This is a genomic window from Roseibium sp. AWQ4_254 (assembly GCF_056161025.1).
Genome location: NZ_JBSWYH010000121.1, coordinates 1 through 275, shown reverse-complemented (window position 1 = coordinate 275; position 275 = coordinate 1). Strand labels below are relative to the sequence as shown.

The following is a 275-nucleotide window of genomic DNA, read 5'->3' as shown; positions in this document are numbered from 1 at the left end:
CGCGAATGTCCTGTATCCGGGCCTCAATGTGCCCATCCAGCGTGTCAGGCAGACGTAGAACGAAGTCACTCAGGCTGAGGACGTCATCCCCAATATCGCGGTCCAGCCACTCATCCAGCTCAGCAGAGATATTGCTGTCACCGCCATCGGTATCATCATCGATCGTGCGATCGACCGCGAAAGTATCCAGGTCCACGCTTCGGAAGCGCTGCGTAAATGATGAACCATCATCGGAGCCATCATCATTGTCGTCGTCATTTGCACCGGGACCGCCT

General features: G+C 56.0%; 1 protein-coding gene. It reads right to left on the bottom strand.

The genetic code is table 11. The features are described 5' to 3' along the window. The coding region (locus ACXAIC_RS24885; RefSeq protein WP_475187148.1) for a hypothetical protein at positions 1-275 on the bottom strand (275 nt) is incomplete at both ends.